This is a genomic window from Sphingopyxis sp. MWB1 (genome assembly GCF_000763945.1).
Taxonomy (GTDB): Bacteria; Pseudomonadota; Alphaproteobacteria; order Sphingomonadales; family Sphingomonadaceae; genus Sphingopyxis.
This window is the reverse complement of the sequence record NZ_JQFJ01000005.1, coordinates 39,151-60,545: the sequence shown is the minus strand read 5'-3', so window position 1 is coordinate 60,545 and position 21,395 is coordinate 39,151. Positions and strand designations below refer to the sequence as shown.

21 protein-coding genes and 1 tRNA gene are annotated in these 21,395 nt (G+C 60.6%); 11 read left to right on the top strand and 11 right to left on the bottom strand.

Going from position 1 to position 21,395, the window contains the following annotated elements; translation table 11 throughout:
- Positions 1 to 76: 76 nt before the first annotated feature.
- The 6 genes from JV18_RS0113450 to JV18_RS15280 form a co-directional block, all read right to left on the bottom strand.
- Positions 77 to 1,036: a hypothetical protein gene (locus JV18_RS0113450; RefSeq protein WP_033075486.1), complete on the bottom strand. Its 960-nt coding sequence runs from the start codon at positions 1,034 to 1,036 to the stop codon at positions 77 to 79.
- Positions 1,033 to 1,233 (bottom strand): hypothetical protein, encoded by a 201-nt coding sequence (locus JV18_RS0113445; RefSeq protein WP_033075485.1) that lies wholly within the window; start codon positions 1,231 to 1,233, stop codon positions 1,033 to 1,035. The genes JV18_RS0113450 and JV18_RS0113445 overlap by 4 nt, the downstream gene beginning before the upstream one ends.
- Complete coding sequence (locus JV18_RS0113440; RefSeq protein ID WP_033075484.1) at positions 1,223 to 1,459, bottom strand: hypothetical protein; 237 nt, start codon at positions 1,457 to 1,459, stop codon at positions 1,223 to 1,225. The genes JV18_RS0113445 and JV18_RS0113440 overlap by 11 nt, the downstream gene beginning before the upstream one ends.
- Before the next feature lie 314 nt (positions 1,460 to 1,773).
- Entirely contained in the window at positions 1,774 to 1,956 is a 183-nt protein-coding gene (locus JV18_RS0113435) for a helix-turn-helix domain-containing protein (RefSeq protein WP_033075483.1), read from the bottom strand.
- Positions 1,957 to 2,076: 120 nt separating this feature from the next.
- Positions 2,077 to 2,682, bottom strand: coding sequence for a recombinase family protein (locus JV18_RS0113430; RefSeq protein ID WP_033075482.1), 606 nt, complete (start codon positions 2,680 to 2,682; stop codon positions 2,077 to 2,079).
- A 240-nt stretch (positions 2,683 to 2,922) separates the two neighbouring features.
- Positions 2,923 to 3,609, bottom strand: a complete 687-nt coding sequence (locus tag JV18_RS15280) for a hypothetical protein (protein WP_144243982.1) — start codon at positions 3,607 to 3,609, stop codon at positions 2,923 to 2,925.
- 80 nt (positions 3,610 to 3,689) lie between these two features.
- On the opposite strand from JV18_RS15280, the gene JV18_RS0113420 reads away from it, so the two are divergent.
- The gene (locus JV18_RS0113420) at positions 3,690 to 3,980 is read left to right on the top strand and encodes a hypothetical protein (RefSeq protein ID WP_033075480.1); all 291 of its coding nucleotides are present in this window, start codon (positions 3,690 to 3,692) and stop codon (positions 3,978 to 3,980) included.
- Positions 3,981 to 4,317: 337 nt separating this feature from the next.
- Here the strand turns inward: JV18_RS0113420 and JV18_RS0113415 are convergent.
- Positions 4,318 to 4,393: transfer RNA gene (locus JV18_RS0113415), tRNA-Thr, on the bottom strand.
- Between the two features lie 75 nt (positions 4,394 to 4,468).
- On the opposite strand from JV18_RS0113415, the gene JV18_RS15450 reads away from it, so the two are divergent.
- On the top strand, positions 4,469 to 4,612 hold the full coding sequence (locus JV18_RS15450; RefSeq protein WP_235303490.1) for a hypothetical protein: 144 nt from the start codon (positions 4,469 to 4,471) through the stop codon (positions 4,610 to 4,612).
- Between the two features lie 547 nt (positions 4,613 to 5,159).
- Positions 5,160 to 7,799, top strand: a complete 2,640-nt coding sequence (locus tag JV18_RS0113405; protein ID WP_144243981.1) for a hypothetical protein — start codon at positions 5,160 to 5,162, stop codon at positions 7,797 to 7,799.
- A gap of 37 nt (positions 7,800 to 7,836) precedes the next feature.
- Here the strand turns inward: JV18_RS0113405 and JV18_RS15275 are convergent, their stop codons facing one another.
- A complete protein-coding gene (locus JV18_RS15275; RefSeq protein ID WP_144243980.1) occupies positions 7,837 to 8,412 on the bottom strand; it encodes a hypothetical protein in 576 nt (191 codons plus the stop codon).
- Here JV18_RS15275 and JV18_RS0113400 point away from each other — a divergent pair.
- Together JV18_RS0113400 and JV18_RS0113395 are read left to right on the top strand one after the other, a co-directional pair.
- Positions 8,383 to 10,515, top strand: a complete 2,133-nt coding sequence (locus tag JV18_RS0113400) for a hypothetical protein (protein ID WP_144243979.1) — start codon at positions 8,383 to 8,385, stop codon at positions 10,513 to 10,515. The genes JV18_RS15275 and JV18_RS0113400 overlap by 30 nt on opposite strands.
- 77 nt (positions 10,516 to 10,592) lie before the next feature.
- Entirely contained in the window at positions 10,593 to 11,837 is a 1,245-nt protein-coding gene (locus JV18_RS0113395) for a hypothetical protein (RefSeq protein WP_033075476.1), read from the top strand.
- Here the strand turns inward: JV18_RS0113395 and JV18_RS0113390 are convergent.
- Positions 11,834 to 12,745, bottom strand: a complete 912-nt coding sequence (locus JV18_RS0113390) for an EamA family transporter (protein WP_033075475.1) — start codon at positions 12,743 to 12,745, stop codon at positions 11,834 to 11,836. The two genes, JV18_RS0113395 and JV18_RS0113390, sit on opposite strands and share 4 nt — an antisense overlap.
- Positions 12,746 to 12,967: 222 nt before the next feature.
- Here JV18_RS0113390 and JV18_RS0113385 point away from each other — a divergent pair, with 222 nt between their 5' ends.
- From JV18_RS0113385 to leuC, 3 genes are all read left to right on the top strand, one after another.
- Positions 12,968 to 14,314 carry a phosphotransferase family protein gene (locus JV18_RS0113385; RefSeq protein WP_033075474.1) on the top strand — a complete coding sequence of 449 codons (1,347 nt, stop codon included), beginning with the start codon at positions 12,968 to 12,970 and terminating at the stop codon, positions 14,312 to 14,314.
- A gap of 11 nt (positions 14,315 to 14,325) precedes the next feature.
- Positions 14,326 to 15,621, top strand: a complete 1,296-nt coding sequence (locus tag JV18_RS0113380; protein WP_033075473.1) for an acyl-CoA dehydrogenase family protein — start codon at positions 14,326 to 14,328, stop codon at positions 15,619 to 15,621.
- Positions 15,622 to 15,753: 132 nt separating this feature from the next.
- The gene (gene leuC / locus JV18_RS0113375) at positions 15,754 to 17,172 is read left to right on the top strand and encodes a 3-isopropylmalate dehydratase large subunit (protein WP_033075472.1); all 1,419 of its coding nucleotides are present in this window, start codon (positions 15,754 to 15,756) and stop codon (positions 17,170 to 17,172) included.
- 14 nt (positions 17,173 to 17,186) lie between these two features.
- Here leuC and leuD read toward each other — a convergent pair whose 3' ends face one another.
- Positions 17,187 to 17,774 carry a 3-isopropylmalate dehydratase small subunit gene (gene leuD, locus JV18_RS0113370; RefSeq protein WP_033075471.1) on the bottom strand — a complete coding sequence of 196 codons (588 nt, stop codon included), beginning with the start codon at positions 17,772 to 17,774 and terminating at the stop codon, positions 17,187 to 17,189.
- Between the two features lie 137 nt (positions 17,775 to 17,911).
- Here leuD and JV18_RS0113365 point away from each other — a divergent pair, with 137 nt between their 5' ends.
- Both JV18_RS0113365 and JV18_RS0113360 read left to right on the top strand, forming a co-directional pair.
- The gene (locus JV18_RS0113365; RefSeq protein WP_033075470.1) at positions 17,912 to 18,418 is read left to right on the top strand and encodes a MarR family winged helix-turn-helix transcriptional regulator; all 507 of its coding nucleotides are present in this window, start codon (positions 17,912 to 17,914) and stop codon (positions 18,416 to 18,418) included.
- Between the two features lie 97 nt (positions 18,419 to 18,515).
- Complete coding sequence (locus JV18_RS0113360) at positions 18,516 to 19,091, top strand: NADPH-dependent FMN reductase (RefSeq protein WP_033075637.1); 576 nt, start codon at positions 18,516 to 18,518, stop codon at positions 19,089 to 19,091.
- 5 nt (positions 19,092 to 19,096) lie between these two features.
- Here JV18_RS0113360 and JV18_RS0113355 read toward each other — a convergent pair whose 3' ends face one another.
- Positions 19,097 to 19,525, bottom strand: coding sequence for a MarR family winged helix-turn-helix transcriptional regulator (locus JV18_RS0113355; RefSeq protein ID WP_033075469.1), 429 nt, complete (start codon positions 19,523 to 19,525; stop codon positions 19,097 to 19,099).
- Between the two features lie 174 nt (positions 19,526 to 19,699).
- On the opposite strand from JV18_RS0113355, the gene JV18_RS0113350 reads away from it, so the two are divergent.
- The gene (locus JV18_RS0113350; RefSeq protein ID WP_235303488.1) at positions 19,700 to 21,322 is read left to right on the top strand and encodes a long-chain-fatty-acid--CoA ligase; all 1,623 of its coding nucleotides are present in this window, start codon (positions 19,700 to 19,702) and stop codon (positions 21,320 to 21,322) included.
- The last annotated feature ends 73 nt before the right edge of the window (positions 21,323 to 21,395 follow it).

The window sequence follows — 21,395 nt, the reverse complement described above, 5'->3', positions numbered from 1 at the left end:
CCTTGTGGTTGCGCGGGCGTGTCGCCTCGCGTCGGTTGCTTGGATTTCGGTCGTGAAGTGCGCTGGGCGCACCGGATCACAGGTCGTCGAGTTCGAGGATGTCGCAGCCCAGCTCGTCGGCCTTGGCTTGCAATGCTGCCGTCCGTTCGTCTGCGGCAGATTGCTTGGCGAGACGGTCAGCCTTCAATGACCTCACCTTGTCGGACAGGCTGGGGGCCAGTTCCCCGGGAGACAAAGTGGGATTATTGTGGGAGTTGGTCCCCGGGGTTGGCGGAATGTCGGCCAACGGGTCTGGCTCGTCGCTGGGGGCCAGTTCCCCCGTATATTGTAATATAGTAGGGAGGGGGCCTTCCCTGGCTTCACCCTGTGGCAATCCAGCAAGAAGCTCCTGCACAAAGTCGAGGTATATGCGCTGCCGTGCCCCGCCTGTGGAAACCCGGACGCACTCGCGGCCCTTGTGCGTTTCAATGGCGAACGTCCGTTGCCCGATTGTCAGAGCCTTCGCGGTGCGGGTGCCAATACCGGCGAAGGGCTTGCCTTCCGGCGCGGCCTTGGCTTTGGCGGAGCGCACGGCCTGCCGCACCTGTGAGAGGCTCTTGGCCTTCGCGGTGTCGAGATGTTTACCCCGCCGCTCGAACTCACCAGCGATCGCCTGTAGGAGCGACGGAGACAGCGGGCGGCTTAGGAAGCGATCGGGGTCGAAGGTTGCCCCCAGCTTGGCGTTGAGCCGCCTTACGTCATCGCGATTGCTCGCTGCCAAGGCGACATTGCTGTCGAACCAGAGGCCGACCATCGCCATGATTGCGGCCTTGTATCCAGCGGGCTTAGGGGCGTAGGCGCGCGGCTCGCTGTCAACGCGGATGTCGGCAGCCTCCGGCCATCGGGCTTTGTAAGCCTTCACTCCGTCGAGACCCTGCCACTTGGCGATACCGCGAAGTTCCTGGGTGTGGTGTTTCCGGCGTTCCGGGGCCGTCATCCCTGACAGGTCTGGGTCGTGGCCAATGCCCTCCGGTACAAGCCCGGTGTCGGTCGTCATGGAGGGCAATAGCCCCAAGGGAGATTCTCCATCGGATGATCGGCGCGGAAGCGCGCCAGCATGGCCCGGTGCTCTGAGGCTGGGCCGGTGATGTTCCAGTCTCCCCAGCGGGGCGACTTGTCGAGCGTTAGATCGAGCTTGGCGGCGACCGCTACCAAAGCGGCGGCGTCTGCGGCTGGGTCTGTGTCAACGGGCATGGGGGTTGTCCGCACGGAAGGCGGCGACCATCGCCTTGTGCTGGGCTGCGCGCCCGCTGGCGTCCCGTCGCGCCCAATCGGGGTAGGGAATACCGAGCAGGTCGAGCATGGCGCGACAGGCTGCGATGCGGTTGCCATTGCGAGTGAAATAGTCGGCGAGGTCGGTGTTGTTCCGCAAGGCGTCAAATCCAGCGGATGAAATGGGCAATGTGCCCGGGTTGGTCATCGGGTTCCTTTCGAGTTTATGAAGTGACAATCACACGAGACAGGTAAGGGGCAGGGACGTGCAGCCTTGGTCAACCCAGCACGGACAGCGCAGGTGAAGCGGCCCCCGCCAGTTCGCACCCGAGGACAACAAAAACCGGTGCGTGAAAAGGCGAGGGCCGACAGACCGAGGGGGAAGCAACCCCGCAAGGAAATCCCGGCGCGATCAACGGAAAAGCCGCGCATGGGGACTATGGAAATAGGTCGGGGAGTGCCTAGGCTACGCAGGGCGCGCCGGAAGGTCACTCGAACTGGGGCTGTTAGGGCGGTCCCAAATCACCCGACCGATGAACGGCACTCGTAAGCCTCCACGTCTATCATCTTGATGCGCCACAGCTTGCCGCCCAGCTTGAAGCCCGGAAGCTCTCCCGAGTTGAGCAGGTCGTATATCAGCGTCGTATTGACCTCCCAGCGTTCGGCGAGGCGGGCCGGGGTGGTCAAGGAGGGGTGATCGGTCATCGGAAACTCCTGCGCGCGAGGCCTGAGGCGGAGGCCCCTCCCACCCGAATGTCGGGCCGCAGAACTGTAGGCGTTGCACGGCGACCTGTGAAGAATCACCGGTTACGGCGCACCGGTGCTCTAGCTGGCAGCGCAGTAGCGCTTAACAGTCGCGGTGCTGACGCCAAAGTGGCGGGCGGTGTCGGCGATGCTGGCGTTGTTGGCTCTGCGCCAAGCGGCGATCTTATCGGGGGTTCCGATGGCCTTCTCATTGGCAAGGTAGACGGGCTTCCGACCGAGGCCATGCTTGCCCTTGTGCGTTCTACCGGTAGCAGCCAACGAGGCGCGCGCCGCCTCTCGGCCAGCGTTGCACCGTTCGGTTATCCGGTTGCGTTCCATTTCTGCGACCTGTGCCAGCACCGCCAATATCAGCTTGCCGATGTCGCCCTCAATCTTTCCCAGCCCGTGAACGTCCACAATGACGCCGCGATCAATCAGGGTCTGCACTGTACCTTGTACGTCCAGAGCATCGCGCCCCAGCCGGTCCACGGCATAGACACAGAGCGTATCGCCCTTGCGGATGGCCTGTAGCAACTTAGCGAAGCCGGGGCGGTCGGCGGCTAGCGTCCCGCCGCTTACCCCTGTGTCGCTGAACTCTTGATCGAAGCTGCCGCCCATTGCGGCGCGCTGGGCTTCAATGTTTTGGTCCCCGGTCGATACTCGGTAATATGCAACGCGATGGCTCATGGTGCCTCCTTGGCTCAAAAGATATGCCTTTCTCGGAGGTGGCTCATATGGTGGCTCATTGGGGACGTCAACATATGTTGTGAGCCTAGCGCGTAGCTTATAACCTATGATCCTATCCGGGATGGCAGGGCTGGACAGGGTGCCGGGCGATCATCCGGCGCGCGCTGTGTAGAGCCGGGCACCCCCCACGGGGGGAAGCCGCAGCGTGTGAGGTCAGATTTGGCCCCTCGCACGGCTATGCTATTTTTTGATTACGGACGTTTTTGGTCCTTCAAGTCGTATAGTGGGCAGGCAAATGGTTTCGATTTCAGCAACCGCCTCGTTGATAACAGCCGTCACAGCGTTAACGCTGCCATGCGGTGCCACATCATAAATCGCGGCTTTCACTTCGCGAGTATAATCTGGATCGGCTCCGCGATCATCCATGTGAGCTTCGAGCATGATGTTAACGTCGATGAACTGGCGAGCGAGCTTTTCCACAGCATCTTCCAGATCAGGGCCAAATAGCGCCCGCGCTGCCGGAAGAACCTCATTCAGCTCGCTCCATTCGTCAGCCGTTTTTATGAGGCGGTTTTGTAATGCTCGAACAGTCTTAAGGCGCTGCTGATTTTCGCCTGCCCGATTTTCCCAATCTGCCCCGTGATTATCTTTAAAATGCTCTTCTGCCGCCGCAAGCTCCCAGCCATCAACTAATGGCGACCGCACATATTTCAGGGCGCGGCGCGCTTTGTATGCTGCCGTAAGTATTCTCTCTGCTTGTTCAATGTGGCGCTCTGTGACCTTTTGCCGACGCCATGCCTCGAATGTGTCGGCTCCCATCTTTGCGGCTCCCAGAACTGCGATTGCCCCGACTAGCGTTGCGACCCCTTGGACCATTGATCCCGTTGCCGCCCAGTCGAAAGGGGGGCCAAAAATATTAATCGACATCTACGCCCTTCCATTTGCCATTGGTCATTGCGGCCTTGTACCGGTAGATGGTTTCGCCTCACACCGTTAAGGAGGCAAATATGAAATATGACACGCGCTTTGCTTTGATTGATACTGACGGGGACTATCGATACCCCGACCGGATCAACGGAACGTATCAAGTAGGAAAGGAGCGCGAAGCTCTGCCTACGAACATAGCTGTATTTGCGCGCGCGATACTAGTGGACGGTAAATCTGGCAGGTTTGCGTGTAAGGACGGCAGGAAGCCGGGCGTCGTGGGCTACGGCAAGCGCGCCATCGTTGGTTATGATCTGCATCCCGATATAGCCGACATGATAGGCGTTCTGGCGTCGGGCTTCGTCGGCAAATAGACCGCAGCGGCGTTTGAGTTGCCTTTCGCTTAGCCGTCGCGGGCAGGAAGCGTATCAACGCCGCTTCCTGCTTGCGTCAGCTGTTACATGTGGATATACCAACTGTTACAGGTGTGGTCTGAAAAGCCATAGGTTTTCTACGGTTTTCAGGTGCTGGGGCGTTAGTCCTCTTCTGGCACCATTTTTTCCTGCACATATCAACGACCCACCGCTCCGGGCGGCCGGGGTCTGGTCGCGTCATAATGGTTGCGGAAGGGCGCCCGCGCGCGCCGCGGTTTTCCCGCCCAGCAACGCATGGGCTAGTCGGGCTGTTCTGCACAGGGGGATTTCAGGAAAATGGTGCCGCTTACAGGACTCGAACCTGTGACCCCATCATTACGAATGATGTGCTCTACCAACTGAGCTAAAGCGGCAATGGACGGCGCCTGTATCAGCGTGTCGGGGCGATGACAAGCATCGTTCGACAGATACAGCGCAAGGCTTCGCAAATGGAGCCGGACGGCCGCGCCAACCCCCTTGCGCCTGTCAGCGAAGGAAAATTCCGTAGCGAGTCGTCGATCCTTGCTCTTCGCTTCGCCGGCGCGGTGGCGGCTGTATCGGCATTGGAGGAAATTCAGGTGAGACTGGAGTGATCCAGCCGCGGTGCTGCCGCCGTTCGGGATTCCGGCGCCTGTCGGCCTGCCACCACGTCGATGTTGCCGAGGCCCCGGATGCCTGGGCGGGCTGGAAATTCCTCAAGGATCAATATCCCGTCCGCTCCGGATGCAACCTGCGTGGCCAATCCGCCGGGGAAGGCAAATAGTCCCTACCAATTCGCGTGGCATCCGCCCGCGAGCAGAAGAAGGGGCAGGATCATGAACAAAGGCCTTTTCCAGTCACGAAGCTTCGCGTTGCCCACGAAAGGGCGAGCGACGGCAGCTGCCTTCTGTGGACGACCGATTGGCCGGACGTCGCCCGCTCTCCGCGCCGCTTCGGGTGGGCTCGGTGCCCCATGCCGTGTTTCCCTAATCAACAGAGGAAATATTTATGCGCTATGACGTGGTCAATATTTCGGGTCGTCGGCCTGCTTTTTCCTATAGGCGGCCCGGGCGGTCTTTGGATCTTCTCATCCCCCAGATTCCGCTAGCCGAAATCAATGGAGGAATCGGCTGGGCAGACGTCTTTGATCCCACGAAAAGCGTGAAGGTCTTGGTCATTCCTTACCGACATGTGGTGGAGGGCGATCAGATCAGCCTTTTTTGGGGCGATCCCAACATGCCTGTGGCCCATTATACGGTCGATAATCTTGGCGTATCCATCTTCACTCTCGATGTTCCGGTATCGGCCATTGCATCCGAAGGCCTGACCAGGGTCTTTTACGAGGTAGTCTCTGCTTTTGGCGGGGCGCCGGAAAAGTCGCCCGAGGCGTGGGTCCTGGTCAAATTTTCCATCCCCGGCGGCCCGGACAGCGATCCTGCCACTCCCTATCAAAATGAAAATCTTGCCCCGCCTCAGATTCCCGATGAGGTGATCGACGAAGAGCAAGCGGAGAAGGGTGTCATTGTCACCATTCCGCCCTGGCTGAACATGACGGAAAGAGACCGGCTGACCCTTTCCTGGGGGACGCAGCGTCTGCGCGTTACCGATCCGTTGGTCGTTGGAGAGCCGGTCAAGCTGTTCATCGACCGCGATACGATCATCGCCGGCGGGGACGGCGACGCAATTGTCGTGCGCTATGAAATACGCGACGAGGTGAATAATTGGTCGCTCTGGTCGGTAAAATCCACGGTCGCTGTTGAGGCGGGCGGGGGCAGCCTGCCAGCGCCCCTTGTGGTCGATGCGCCTGGTGGGGTGATCGACCTTGATGCGCTGGATGGACGCGACGTATCGGTCCTCGTTCTTGCTTATCCGGAAATGGCAACGGGCGACCGCGTCCAGCTCGTCTGGGCGGGGGTGGCGTTTGACGGCAAGCCCGTTGACGATATTCAGGAAATGGAGGTGGCCCCGGGCACCTCTTTTCTGACCTTTTTCATTCGCAACAGCCTCGTGCGCGCCATCGCGCAGGGGCATGCCGTTGTGCGCTATCATGTCCATCCCGCGGCCGGGGGACCGGTACGCCCTTCGCGGCGCGTCTCGGTAGAGGTCAAGGGAGAGCTACAGCCTGTCCTCGCGCCGCCCACTGTTCGCGAAGCATCGGGCGGGGTGCTCGACCCTGCGGCCACGCAGGAAGGCGCGACGGTCGATATTCTTCCCTGGGACAGCATGTCGACGGGAGACGAGATTCTGTTGTGGTGGCAGGGAACGAGCGCCAGCGGCTCACCGACACTGTACCGCGCATCGGCTGTCGTTACCGGCAATAATCACGGTAAAATCATCAGCTTCATCGTTCCTTCGGCAGAGGTAAGCCTGCTCGCCGGTGGCTCGCTCGATCTTTATTATATGGTGCAGCCGGTCACGGGCAGTTTGATGGAATCGCCTCATTCCGCGCTGCAAATTCTGGGTGAAGCGAGCCTCAACGCACCCACGGTTGATTATGCCGATGGCGATTGGCTGAACCCCGATGCGGTTCCGCCCAGCGGCACGATTGTGCGCGTCCCTCCCTATTTGGGCATGGCTGCTGGTGACCGTATCGATCTTTATTGGGACGGCCGCGATGCTCAAAGCAGCTATTCCGACCATTTTGTGATTGGCACAAGCTGGGGCCATCGCGAAGTGCCGTTTCCGCTCGATAAATATTATGTCACCGCCAATGATGGGCACAGCGTTCGCGCTTATTACACGGTGCTATCCGATGATACGCTTCGCTCGTCCCAACGTCTGCTGCTTAACATAGGATCGGTCCCGGCTGACCTTCCTGCGCCGAAAATCAATGAAGCGGATGGTGCGACACTCGATCCGCTGGCCGCCCAGGCCAGCCTCACCGCAATCATCACCTATTCGGATATGGGTGCAGGCGATCTCGTCAGCGTGACCTGGACTGGCCCTGCCGGCGCTCCGTGGGAGGCTTCCTACACCACGGCTCCCATTCCCGTCGGCGGAGGGCAGGCTTTGGCTGTCGCTCTTCCGACTTCCCTGACGGCCTTTGCCTTGGGGCAGGGCGTGACCGTGCATTATATGGTCAATCGCGACGGGGTAAGCCGCTCTTCGGACGAGCTTGATCTGGCCGTCGGAGAGTTGCCGGTCGAGGCGCTTCCTCGCCCGCGTATCCCCCAAGCGGTGGGCGATGATCTGCGGGTCTCCACGCTCACCGGCGACCCCGATGTGACAGTCGCCCCCTGGCCCTTGATTGCGGCGGGCCAGCGCGTCTGGATGCGTCTGCGCGGGATCAAGGCGGATGGCACCCCTTATCTGGACGAGTTGCTGCTCGATGCCCCGGTGGCTAGCGCCGAGGTAGGGACCGGTATTGCACGCCCGGCGTCGCTTTCGGATCTCAAGGGGCTGCGCGATGACAGCGATCTCGACATCGAGTTCAAGGTGGCGTTCGATAAAAGGTCCGACGAGGGCAGCGCGGTCCTGTTTCCGGAACGCTCCTACCATATCGATCTCGACTGGACGCCGAGCGCCATTGCCGAAGTTCGGGAGCGCGATGCCGACGGAAAGGTCGTTCCCAACGGTGGCCGCACCATGGTCTCGACTCTCTATATCCGCGGCACCGGCACGCCGGGAACGCAATATGTCATCTTTGCCAGCGGCAATCCGCCGCTTCGTGCAACCTGCGATGCCAACGGCATCTGGGCGCGGATCATGGCCGCACAAGGGGGAGGGCTGCACCGCTACCAGGTGCAGGATGTCGCGGGACTGGAGCCGCGGTCCAATGAATATCGCGTCTCGATCATCTGATCGTCGCGCGGCGTATCCCCCATTTTTTTCAGAAATTTCAACATGCTGAATGAAGGGAATGACAATGTCTAAATTTTCCAAGGAAACCGGCCCCCGCGGTCATGGTGCCGACAAGAACAAGGGAGGCGCCAGGGCAGACGCATTGCCTCCCTGCGGCCCCGACGAAGGCGATGAGCATGGGGGGGAGGAGGAAGAAGACGAGGAAATTTTGTATGAGGCTCCGGGATCGGAACTGCTTCATGGTCGCGATTTCTTCGAAGCTCTTGATGAGGGGCTTGTAAAAAACGCGCCCGCTTTCCTCTATATCCACAAATATAATGTCGATGGCGACGAGCTTGTGCTGCGCCACCATGATACGGATCAGACCTTTACCGATCTGGTGGTGGCCGAAAATCAGAAAGGGCGCCGTATCCTTAGCGCCAATCTGGTCACCGACCCTGATTATAATATTCTGGCGGTCGTCTGGTTCTATAAAACCAACGGACGGCATGAAGCCTATTTCGCCCGCGTCGAGGAAGGGAAGAAAGGGGTTACAATTTCCGACCCCCTGCCAATCTCCTTCCCCAATGTCATCGCCCCCTTGATGGTGCGACTGGTTCCGTCGGGCGATCATTTCTACTTCGCCTGTGTCGATGCCCGAAGCGACCTTCCGTGGAGCTTCTGTCTCGCCACGCTGGATATCAACAGCCTCGAGCCCACATCGCGGGTAACCGAGATGGATGTAAAGGTTTCGGCCTCTTACAGCACGCCCGAGGAGCGGCAGTTCGCGCGCAACCTGACGCTCGTTCCCGACTATGCGGGGGGTGCCTTCCTCCAGCTGGTCAACGATATGGGGCATATCGAAACCTATCGGCTGAGCCCTCCGGAACAGGGGGGCGCCGTGGGCTATCAACGGCTTTATTCGGTCGCGCATGACGATATCGGCTATCATGCCACCCTTTATGATCCGGTCCGTTCGCGGCTGGTGACCTGTTTCTCGGTCTATTCGGTCCGCGATGGGCAACAGCCTGTTCTGGGCTATTCGCAGCCCATTTTCACCGGAAATGCCGCCGAAGAAGATGCCGTTTCCTTTGCCTTTCCGGCATTGCCTCAATTTGTGCAGCTGAATGTGCGGCCAGGGAAATATTATCGCCCCGAAATTTCCCACATCCCTTCGGATGCGGGCGGGGAGGGGACCTATCTTGTTTCCTGGGAAGGGGAAACAAGTGTGCGCTTTGCCGAATTTACGCCCAATTTCGAACCGACCAGCACGGAATATTCCGTCGATAGCCTGTCTTTTCCGGGAAATCACCGCACTGTTGCCACGCCTAAAGCCTATGGAGTTTGCTACCAAAATCAATGTGTCGAGCCGCGTTTCGCGGGGCTGAGCTTCGAGAGCCAGCTCATCGAGCGACAGGCTGTCGTGGCGGACGTGCAGTCGGGAAATACCTATTGGTTGCCCGGGCTGAATATCCTCTTCGATGACACCTACCGCAATTTGCTGAAACATTGCGACAAAACCAGCGCAAACCAACATTTGGTTGGTGTGTATCAATCGATTGAAGGGAGCAACCGACGCATTTATGGACGAGTGCACAGCGCGACCGGGCTCACCCTGCCGCCCACCGTATTGACCCCCCAGGCTCCAGGGATCGACAAGGATTTCCAACCCGCTCCCATACCGGAGAGCAATGACTTTGCCGGCATTTGGTCGAGCAATCAGCAGGGGGGCAATTACCGCATTTATGTCCGAAAATATATGGTGGATGGACGCCAAGGCATCCAATATTTCAATTCCGAGCAACAGCTTAGTGGATCAGATAATCATTATATCTGCCCGCGCATTATCTATAATGAAGAGGCGCAGCTTTTCTTTGCCTGCTGGATCAGCATAAAGGAAAAGACCTTGCAGGGAATATGGATGTCCCTGAATGGCAACACATTTTCTGCTGCGAGCTACCCGGTCACTATCACTTCGGCGCTTTATACGAATTTCCTGAATTACACGGCCGAAATTGATGAAAATGTGACGCAGCGCATCGTCCTGATGAACCATGGCGATGGCGTCATCGTCGCCCTTCAGGAAGCCGCCTCGAAGATCAATTTCTTCCGCGTCGGGCGGCCTGTGATGGGCGGATCGGCGGTTAACCTCATGCTTTCCTATTCACATGCTTCAATGGGGCGTTTTGCGGCTGTTTACGATCCTCTGAGCAGCCATATCATGCTGGTATTCATTGCCCCGACAGGAGGCGTGAACGGCGTATTGGGAATGCGGCTGCGCGTGTTTAATCGACGGGGTCGATGGTATGCGCGCCCCAGTCGGGGAAGAGGGGGGCATATTCTCGCTCCCGTGCAATTGAACATGCACGCCAAAAATATGCGGACCCCGAACATCATTATTCTTTCCGAAAAAAATGGAGAGCATGAATTTCTGGTGTCCTGGTGCGAAGTCCCCCCGACTCCAGTCCCCGGTCCCCGGGTGGACCCTGTGTACTTCTCAAAATTTGATATGTTTTTCAATCGCTTGGGTCGAGAGAAGGAGGTGAATCGCGGCGCGGTGTGCGGGCCCGGTGAGTTGGCGGCGAGCGAAAACCAGATCGCCTTCATGTTTCATTCGACCCATATCGACGGCGTCACGCTGCGCAGCGAGGGCGTGCTGTCCAACGTGGCATCGGTCAACGTCTTTTTCGAGCGAACGGTCGAGGATGATGGTGCGACCGCCCCAGCGAACGATTGACCTGGAAGGGGCGGCGCCACAGCCGCCCCTCCTTGGAGGACTGACTTTTCTATCGCCCTTCAGCCAGGGAGTATTTCATGAACAGTAATTGGGGCCGCGGGCTCGACATTTTTTACGACGGGACGGGGCATGAAACCTTTGGTACGGCGATCAGTACCGAGTTAAGCGCCCATCTTGTCGGCTTTTTCTCTTCGGCAGCTGCACCTCATACCCGCATGATTTTGGGCCGGTTGCGTACGGGCAAGGGGGTGCGTTTTCCGATGGACCGCATGACGGTCTATTCGGAAAGGATTCAAAAGGATGTGTCAGCGACCACCGTAAAAGGTACCGATGAATTTATAGCGACCTGGGCAAGCGAATATCCTTCGGGGCAAAACCGCATCTATGCCCGTGAATATGATGTGACCCAGCGCGGCATCGCCGCCTGCTACCCCGAAATTCAGGTCAGCCAGTCCGACGGTGAATATGTCTGTCCCCGCATCATCCATAACCCGGAAAAGGACCTGATTTTTGCCTGCTGGATCAGTCAGGCGGACAAGCAGTTGCAGGGGCTGTGGTTTCGGCGTCATGGTTTCGCAACCGCTTCCTATCCGATCATGGTCACGGATCGGCTGCACGGCACATTTCTGAAAGCCTATGGAGCCGTGGAAGCCAATTTGGCGACCGACGTGAATATCGTCCTGATGAACCATGGCGATGGCGTCATCGTCGCGCTTCAGGAAGCGGCGTCGAAGATAAACTTTTATCGGATAGGGGCGCCGCAGGCAGGCAATTCAACCGTGACCTTGCTCACCAGCTATTCCGACAGCAGCCTCAAGAAATTTCACACGGCTTTCGATCCGGTGAATAACCGTATCATGCTCGTTTTCGTTGGTGCGAGCGATTATATCTATGGCGAAAAGCTGCAACTATTCCGGTCGGGAGAAAGCTGGAAAGCGCAGCCCGTTACTGGACCAGAGGGAGAAATATTGGCGCCGATCCGGTTGAATGAGGCTTTGAACAGCTGTTCTTTTCCTTTTGTCTGCGCTGTGGCCCCGGACGAGGGGCCGGCGGAATTTCTGCTGTGCTGGAGCGCGGCGGCCAAGGGGATTTTCGTCAACCGCTTCAATTCCGATTTCTATTCGCTGAAAGAAGAGCAGGCGATCAATGTCGGCAATGCCGGAAACCAGTATCCGCGCATCGTGATGAGCGACAATCAGGGGGCGGTGCTGTTCAAATCCACCCTGACCGGGGACGCGGTGCAGATTTATGTCGATGATCTTGCCACCATGCCCAATCCCCTGACGCTGGACGACGCGGACCCGGATCCGGATCCGGACTAAAGGCTGGCGGCCAGCGCAAGCAATACGCCGGTCGCCACCAGCGCCAACCCCTGAGCTTCGTGCCAGCGGACAGGCTGGCGCAGATAGAAATGGGCAAAAGCGATGGTGAAGATCACCTCGACCTGCCCGACGATCCGCACCAGCGCGGCGGGGGCAGCGGCAAACCCGACATACCAGCAGGCCGAGCCAAGCGCCGACAAGAGGCCGATTTCTGCCGAGGGGCGATATTGACGCAGCACCGCGATCAATGTTGCACGGTCACGCGCCGCCGCCCAGCCGATGTGCAGCGCGCTTTGCATCGCCATCACCACGACCAGCGTGACCAGCGCTGATCCGACCAGATCGACCCCCGAAAGCTGTGCGGTCGCAAATTTGATGGCGATGGCGGCGAAGGCAAACATGGCGCCCGCACCCAGCCCATAGAGGGCGGCGGGCTGGCGCATCGCCGGCCAGATGTGACGCGCCTTCATCCCCTGTCCTCCCAAGGCGAGGGTCAGCACCCCCAGGACCCCCAGCCCGATGCCCGTCCAGACCAGGAGTGAAAAATTCTGCCGGAAGAAAAGTGCCGTAAAAAGGGCGGCCTGAATCGCCTCGGTCTTGGAAAAGGCAGTGCCGACCACGAAGCCGCGATGCGAAAAGGCAAGGATCAGGCAGAGGGTGCCGATCATCTGGCAGAGGCCCCCGGCCGCCGCCAGCGCGAGGAAGGCGGCGGTCAACGCCGGAAGCGGCGTCGCGTGCCATCCGAGCCACAGACCCGCGAACAGCAGGGCAAAGGGCAGGCCATAGAGATAGCGCACCAGCCCCGCGCCGCTGACGCTCATCGTGCCGCGCAGCCGTTCCTGACTTGCGGTGCGCCACGCCTGAAACAGCCCGCCCATCAGCGCGGCGGGCAGCCAGATAAGGTTCATGCCTGCTCGCTCGCATATGCTGTCAAGGAAATGAGGGGCGGCGCTTGTCTCGCCATCCCCTGCCCGGCCGGGCGATCAAAAGCGGTGATTTCCAAAAATTGGCCTTTCTCCCCCATTGCCCCATGATCGGGCTTGCTCTATGTAATTAGCATACTAAGTATTAAAGCGGCAATGGAGAAGGGGGAGAGATATGGGCGGGGCGAAGCGGCTCCATGGGATGCCATGAACGATTTTGACCATAAGCTCGCTGCCCTGATGACACGCCTTGCGGGGCCGGGGGAGGTGGCCGGTCTGGCGCGGCTGTCGGGCGGCGCCAATATGGAAAGCTGGTCCTTTGACTGGGCAGGCGGGGGCTTTGTGCTGCGCCGCGCGCCCTCGGCCAAATATATGGCGGACCGCCCCTTTGGCCATGAAACAGAGGCCGCGCTGGTCCGCACCGCGCGTGCAGGCGGGGTGATGGCGCCGGAGGTGGTCGGCGTGCTGGAAGAGGGCGACGGGCTGGGCACCGGCTATGTCATGCGGCGGATCATGGGCGAGGTCGCGCCTGCAAAGATATTGGCCGATCCGCCGCCGACTTTGCTTGCCGATATGGGCCGCGAACTGGCGCGGATCCATGCCCTGCCGGCGTCCGCCCTTCCCGATGCCATTCCGGTGATGGACTATGGCGATGCGTTGGCGGCGCTGAAGGCACAATTTGAAAGCTATGGCGGCGACCGGCCGATCATTGCGCTTGCAATCCGCTGGTGCGAGGCGCATCGGCCCGCGCCGGTCGATCCGGTGCTGGTCCATGGTGATTATCGCATGGGTAATATGATGGTCGGGCCGGAAGGGCTGCGCGCGGTGCTCGACTGGGAACTGGCGCATCGCGGCGACCGTCATGAGGATCTGGCCTTTGGATGCATGACCGTCTGGCGCTTTGGTATGCTCGACCGGCCCGCGCTGGGGCTTGGCAGTCTTGATGACTATTTTGCCGCTTATGAAGCAGCGGGCGGCGCCCCGGTCGATCGCGACCGTTTCCATTACTGGCTCGTTTATCGCACGCTCTGGTGGGCGCTGGGCTGCCTGCAAATGGGGCAGATGTGGCGCAGCGGCGCCGATCGCACCGTCGAGCGTGTCGTGATCGGGCGCCGCACCGCCGAACAGGAGCTGGACCTGCTTGCGCTGCTGGAAAATGACGCTCCGGATGCAGAGAAAATGCAGCCCCTGCCGCCCTCGCTATCTCCCTCCGGATCACCCGCGGGGGAGCCGACCAATGGCGAAATTCTGTCAGCGGTACGCGACTGGCTCGATCAGTCGATCAAGCGCGACGCCGAAGGCCATGCGAAATTCGAGGTGGTCGTCGCAATGAATGCGCTCGGTATCGTCATGCGCGACCTCGACGCTGCCGTCCGCGCCGAGGATCGTGCGCTGGCCGATGATCTGCTCAGCGGCGCGCGCAGCCTCGCCGAGCCGGGGTTGCTGGGTCGCCTCCGCCGCGCCGCGCTCGACAAATGTGCGGTCGACAGCCCCAAATATGCCGCGCTCGCTCGTGCCCGCGCACAGTGGGCCCGCGCGCAATGGGAAAGATAAGAGGGGGATTTATGGACTTCAGCATTCCCGCCGAGCTTCAGGCCTATCTTGAGGAACTCGACACCTTTATCGAGACCGAGATCAAGCCGCTTGAGGCCGCGGATGACAATATCCGCTTTTTCGACCATCGGCGCGAGCATAGCCGGACCGACTGGGACAATCAGGGTCTGCCGCGCGAGGAGTGGGAGGCGCTGCTGCGCGAGGCGACGCGCCGGGCCGATGCGGCGGGCCACTGGCGCTTTTCCGCACCTGAAAAATATGGCGGGCGCGGCGGCAGCAATTTGTGGATGGCGGTCATCCGCGAGCATTTTGCCGCCAAGGGGCTGGGCCTGCATAATGATCTGCAAAATGAGCACAGCATTGTCGGCAATTTCCCCTTTGTCGAAATGTTCGAACAATTTGGCATCAGCGACGCGCAAAAGGCCGAGTTCATCCTCGGCGGCTTTGAAGGCACGCGCCGCACCGCCTTTGGCCTGACCGAACCCGAGCATGGATCGGACGCCACCCATATGAAAACCCGCGCGGTGCCCGAGACGCGCGATGGCGTGCCGGGCTGGCGCATCGATGGCGAGAAAATGTGGACGACGGGGATGCACGCCGCCACCCATTGCGCGACCTTTTGCCGCACCAGCGGCGCAGATGGCGAGGCGAAGGGCATTAGCTGCCTGCTCGTCCCCAATCCTTCTCCGGGGCTCAAAATCGAGGAATATCTGTGGACTTTCAACATGCCCACCGATCATCCGCGCGTCAGCTTTACCGGGGTCTGGGTGCCCGACAGCGCGCGGCTGGGACCGGAAGGCGGCGGGCTGTCGATCGCGCAAAGCTTCGTCCACCAGAACCGCATCCGCCAGGCGGCCTCGTCGCTGGGCGCGGCGGTTTACTGCATCGAGGAAAGCGTGCGCTATGCCCGGACGCGCAAGCCCTTTGGCGAAGCGCTGGCCAAAAATCAGGCGATCCAGTTTCCGCTGGTTGAACTTGCCACACAGGCCGAAATGCTGCGCCTGCTCATCCGCAAGACGGCGTGGGACATGGACCAGATACCGCACCGGGAGATCGAACATCGCCTGTCAGACAAGGTGAGCATGTGCAATTACTGGGCGAACCGCCTCGTCTGCAAGGCCGCCGACCGCGCGATGCAGGTGCATGGCGGCATCGGCTATTCGCGGCACAAGCCCTTTGAGCATATCTATCGCCACCATCGCCGCTATCGCATTACCGAAGGGGCGGAAGAGATACAGATGCGAAAGGTCGCCGCCTATCTTTTCGGATATTTGGGGCCACGCCGCGAAACGCTGGGACGCCTCTAGGATCAGCGCCCCCAAGGAGTGGGGCTGGGAGATTGGCGGGGCAGGGGCAGGGACAAAGGCCTTGCCCTATACCTTCGGCTCTCCCTATAAGTTAGCATTCTAAGCATATTGGGAAGCGGAGCCGCAGGCGGGATGACGAGAGCCGATCCGAAAACATTATACGACCGGATATGGGAGGCGCATGCCGTTGCCGAGGATGATGGCGAGACTCTGCTCTATATCGACCTGCATCTGCTTCACGAAGTCACCTCGCCGCAGGCTTTTGCGGGCTTGCGGGCGGCGGGGCGCGCGGTGCTCCGTCCCGAACGCGCGCTTGCGCTTTCGGACCATAATGTTCCGACGCGCGGGCAGGCGAAAGGAACCGCGGGGGTCGCCGACGATCAGGCGCGCGCGCAGCTTCAAACCCTCGCCGACAATGTACGCCGCTTTGGCATAGAGGCTTATCCGATGGGCGATCCGCGCGGCGGCATCGTCCATGTCGTCGGCCCCGAACAGGGACGATCACAGCCGGGCATGACCATCGTTTGCGGCGACAGCCACACCTCAACCCATGGCGCTTTTGGCGCGCTCGCCTTTGGCATTGGCACGTCGGAAGTGGAGCATGTCCTTGCCACCCAGACGATCCGTCAGCGCAAGTCGCGCAATATGCGGATATGGGTCGATGGCCAGTTGCCGCCGCATGTCCATGCCAAGGATCTGGCGCTGCACCTGCTGGCGACGATTGGCGTCGATGGCGCCACGGGCCATGTCATCGAATATGCCGGGCCGGCTGTCGCCGCGCTGTCGATGGAAGGGCGGATGACGCTTTGCAATCTCAGCATCGAAATGGGCGCGCGCGCGGGGCTGGTTGCGCCTGATGAGCGGACCTTTGCCTATTTGCGTGGGCGTCCTGCCAGCCCGTCAGGCGCCGCCTGGGACGCGGCGCTGGCACGCTGGCGCGCCCTTGCCAGCGACCCCGACGCCCGGTTCGACCGCGCGGTGCGGATCGACGCCGCCGATGTGGCGCCGATGGTGAGCTGGGGCACCAATCCGTCACAGGTGGTGGGGGTGGATGGCCGCATTCCCGATCCTGCGAGTTTTGCCGACCCCCATGCCCGCGCCGTGGCCGAGCGCGCGCTGGCCTATATGGATCTGGCGCCGGGTGCGCCGATTGCGGGGCTGCGGCTCGACCGCATTTTCATCGGCAGTTGTACCAACAGCCGGATCGAGGATTTGCGGGTTGCCGCCGATATCGTGCGCGGGCGCCGGGTGGCGGATCATGTCCGCGCCATGGTCGTGCCGGGGTCAGGGCTGGTCAAGCGGCAGGCCGAGGAGGAGGGCGTCGCCGACACGCTGATCGCCGCCGGATTCGACTGGCGTGAACCCGGTTGTTCGATGTGCGTGGGCATGAACCCCGACCGGCTCGTGCCCGGTGAACGCTGCGCGGCGACGTCGAACCGTAATTTCGAAAACCGGCAGGGACGGGGCGGGCGCACCCATTTGATGAGCCCCGCGCTTGCCGCCGCCAGCGCCCTTGCGGGCTGTATCGCGGCTCCGGCGGATATGGGCTGAGACTGGCCCGCCGGTCAGGAAAGCGCGGCTTCAAAGGCCGCAATTGCCCCGGCATAGCGCAGGGTGCGCGCAATATCGTCCAACCCCTCCATCAGCACGCGGCGATCATGCGGGTCGACCGAAAAGCCGATTTTCTCGCCTGAGGAGAGGCTGATCTGCCTCTCGGCCAGATCGACGGTCATCGGCGCAAATTGCGTCCGGGCCGCTTCCCCGCGCAGCCGCGCGCAGGTCTCCGCAGGCAGGCGGATAAGCAGCAGGCCGTTCTTGCGCGCATTATTGGCGAATATATCGCCGAAGCTCGGCGCGATGATGCAGCGGATCCCGAAATCGGCAAGCGCCCACACCGCATGTTCGCGCGATGAGCCGCAGCCGAAATTGCGCTCGCCGATCAGGATGGTGGCGTCGCGGCAGGGTGGGCGGTTGAGGATGAACTCCGCCCGCTCGCAGCCATCCTCGGCATAGCGCAGCGCCTGAAACAGATGCTTGCCTAATCCTTCGCGGGTCAGGGCCTTCATATAGGTAGCGGGGATGATCATGTCGGTGTCGATATTGGCGAGCGCGAGGGGCGCGGCCACGCCCGTCAACCGGATAAACTTCTGCATGTCACCCCTTTGCTGAAAGATAGTATTCTAAGTATATCATTGCTGCCTGTTGTGCAACGATAGCGAGCTGGAGTATCTGTCATGGATATTGCCGCTTGATCCCTAGGGCTCTAAGGTTCGCGGAAAGGGGAACATCATTGGCCAGCAAGACGCAAAGCTTTCGCCATTCGGCGGAATATTACACGCATCCGGAAAACAGCATCGGCTATCTCGCGCGGATCGTCTTTCGTTCCTTCTCGCGGCTGCTCGAACGCAAGACGCTCACCCATGATGTGTCGGCGGGACAATGGCGCTTCCTGCGCCAGCTCTGGCGCGAGGACGGCATCACCCAGCGCGAGCTGAGCGAAAGGGTGGGAATGCGCGAACCGACCACCGTGGTCGCGCTCAAGGGTCTGGAAAAAGCGGGCTTCATCACCCGCAAGAAGACCGAGGAGGATCGACGCAAAACCTATATTTATCTCACCCCGCACGCCAGGAAGCTCGAGCTTATCCTCGCGCCGATGAATGCCGAAGTGCATGAAGTGGCGACGCGCGGCATGACGGACAAGGAAGTGGAGACGCTTCAGGCGCTGATGCGGCGGGTGATCGACAATCTGGCGGAGGAAACCGCCAATCTGGCGGTTCTTTCGGACGTCAAGGCATAGGATTTCTCACCTGGGTAATTTCTTGCGCCCGGGCAATTGACGCCCGCCTCTCCGACCAATAGGTTAGTATTCTAACTATATGGGCCGGGAGGGATTTGTGACCAACATTGCCGTTATCGTGGGAAGTACGCGCGAAGGTTCCTTTAACCGTCTGCTCGGCAATGCCGCGATAGCTGCGCTCAAGGAAGCCGGGGCGAATGTCACCGATGTCGACCTCGCGACATTTGATCTGCCGCTTTATTCGGCGGCGATTGAGGCCAATGCTTTTCCCGCGGATGCCCAGCGGCTGAAGAGCCTCTTCGCCGCGCAGGACGGGCTGCTCTTCGTCTCGCCCGAATATAATGGATCGGTGCCCCCGCTCCTGAAAAATGCCATCGACTGGGCGTCGCGCCCGACGGGTGAGGAATCGCTGATCGCGCTTTCGGCCTATCGCGGCAAGGCGAGCGCAGTGATGTCGGCGTCGATTAGCCCCTTTGGCGGGCTGCGCGGGCTGCTTCATCTGCGGCAGATACTCTCGACCATCCAGACTCTGGTGATCCCTGAACAAGTGCTCGTGCCCAACGCGCATCAGGCATTTGATGCAGCGGGGAATTTGACCGAGGCGCTTCCCGCCTCGCTCGTCCAGATGACCGCAAACCGCCTCGTCGCCGTCGCGGGTGCGCTCGCAGCCTGACTCTTTTACCGCTCGATATTGTCGCCCCAATCGGCTTCGAGCGTTTCGAGCAGCGCATCGAAACGATCCTGTCCCAGCCGCTCGGCAAGCTGCGCGGTCAGCGTATCCATCGCGCGCTGCGCGTCGCGGCGCATCCGTGCGCCCGTCTCGGTCAGCGATACAATCATATGGCGGCGGTCCTTTGGATCGGGCGCCATATCGACAATCCTCAGCGCCGCCATCTGTGCGATGGTCTTGTGGATCGCCTGCCGGCTGACCCCCAGATTGCGGGCGATATCCGACGGGCGCACGATTCCGCTGACGATATTGGTCATCACCATGGATTGCGACCGGCTGACGTCGGGCCAGCCGCGCGCGTGCAGGCGCGCCTGCAAGCCTTCGTCGAGCCAGCAAAAGCGCTGAAACAGCGCGATGATCAATTGATTGGTGCGCATAAAGGCCGGGCATCTTCCTGAATCCGGCCATGTGCCGGGGACAGCAGGCTAGAAGAGGGCTAAGGGTGAGGCAAGCAACAGGGATATTGCTAACCCAAAATACTTAGTATACTATCTTTCTAATGAGTGAGAGTTGAGATGCAAAACAAGGTTGAATCCCCCATGCATGGCCTGATGCAAAATGTCCCGCTGACGGTCGATCGCATCCTCGATCATGCCGCGGCCTGGCATGGGGGGCGGGAGATTGTGTCGCGCGATGGCGAGGGCCGCGTCACCCGGTCGAGCTATGCCGCCGTCCATGCCGACGCAAAGCGCGTGTCGAACGCGCTTGCTGCTGAAGGCATAAAGCCCGGCGACCGGGTCGCCACCATGGCCTGGAATGGCGCGCGCCATTTGGCCGCCTGGTATGGCGCCGCGGGCATGGGGGCGGTGCTCCACACGCTCAACCCCCGGCTGTTCCTCGAACAAATTGCCTATATCGCCAACCATGCCGGGGACCGGCTGTTGATTGCCGATCCCGCGGTGGCGGACCTTGTTGCCGAATTGCTGCCGCAAGTGCCGTCGATCGAGAAAGTCATCTTCTTTTGCGAGGCCGCCTCGCTGCCCGAAACCGCTTATCCGGCGGTGGCGTTCGACGACTGGATCGCGGGGCATTCGAGCGAATTTGACTGGGGCGATTTTGACGAGAATCTCGCCTGCGGCCTCTGCTACACCAGCGGGACGACGGGCAATCCCAAGGGCGTGCTCTATTCGCACCGCTCCAACTATATCCATGCGCTGATGACCTTGCAGCGCGACGCGCTCGCCCTGTCGGCGCGCGATACGGTGCTGCTCGTTGTGCCCATGTATCATGCCAATGCCTGGGGCGTCGTCTATTCGGCGCCGGCGGTGGGGGCAAAGCTGGTGCTGCCGGGGCAGAGGATGGACGGCGAATCCATCTATAATCTGATCGAGGAAGAAGGGGTTACCTATTCGGCGGCGGTGCCGACCGTATGGCAGATGCTGCTTCAATATATGCAGGATAATGGCAAGCGCTTCACGACGCTGGAGCGGGTGACCATCGGCGGCTCGGCTTGTCCTGAATCGCTGATCCGCATTTTCCGCGACGATTATGGCGTCGATGTCGTCCAAGGCTGGGGCATGACCGAAACCTCGCCGCTTGGCACCGTATCGGTGCCCAATGCCGCGGTCGCCGCCCAGCCGGAAGCGGCGCAAATGGCCTATAAGCTCAAACAGGGTCGGCTGCTCTGCGGGCTGGAGATGAAGCTGGTTGATGATGCCGGGCAGCGCTTGCCGCATGACGGAAAAACGCCGGGCCGCCTGATGATCAAGGGGCCGACCATCGCCAGCGCCTATTTTGGCGGCGAAGGCGGCGATGTGCTCGACGAAGAGGGTTTTTTCGATACGGGCGACGTCAGCACCATCGACGATCAGGGCTATATGCAGATTACCGACCGGGCCAAGGATGTGGTCAAGTCGGGCGGCGAGTGGATCAGCTCGATCGAGATTGAGAATATCGCCGGCGGCCATGACGCCGTCGCCATCGCGGCGGTGGTCGGCATTGCCCATCCCAAATGGGACGAGCGCCCGATTTTGCTGTGCCAGCTCAAGCCTGGAAAGACTGCCGACGCCGCCGATATTCGCGCCTATCTCGACGGCCGAATTGCCAAATGGTGGATGCCCGACGACATCATCTTCGTCGACGAAATCCCCCTCGGCGCGACCGGCAAGGTCGACAAGAAAAACATCCGCGCAGGGCTGGAGGGCTATGAACTGCCTTTCGAGGTCAGCCGATAAGATGTGCTCCACACTCGTCATCCCGGACTTGATCCGAGATCCATTCAACTCCGGTCGAGATAATGGACCCCGG